Origin of the sequence: Streptomyces sp. WM6378 (genome assembly GCF_001279695.1) — a bacterium.
Classification (GTDB): domain Bacteria; phylum Actinomycetota; class Actinomycetes; order Streptomycetales; family Streptomycetaceae; genus Streptomyces.
This window is the reverse complement of sequence record NZ_LGDD01000231.1, coordinates 1-299: the sequence shown is the minus strand read 5'-3', so window position 1 is coordinate 299 and position 299 is coordinate 1. Positions and strand designations below refer to the sequence as shown.

Below are 299 nucleotides of genomic sequence, written 5' to 3'. Positions count from 1 at the left end.
TCGTGTGCGGCGTGATCTACCCGCTGGTGGTGACCGGCATCGCGCAGGTGGCCTTCGGCAACAAGGCCAACGGCTCGGAGATCAAGTCCGGCGGCAAGGTGGTCGGCTCCGAGCTCATCGGGCAGACCTACAACCTCCCGAAGAAGGACCCGAACAACGCCGACGAGCAGGCGCAGCCGGACCTCAAGTGGTTCCAGCCCCGCCCCTCCAACGGGCTCGGCGCGAACACCCTCAACACCCAGTACCAGCTGGTCATTTCCGGTGCGACCAACCTCTCCGGCGACAACGACAAGCTGATC

1 protein-coding gene is annotated in these 299 nt (G+C 65.2%); it reads left to right on the top strand.

Annotated features, from left to right (window positions below; translation table 11 throughout):
* Positions 1-299 (top strand): potassium-transporting ATPase subunit C (locus ADK54_RS18315; RefSeq protein ID WP_159047832.1); only part of this gene is annotated, 299 nt, incomplete at both ends.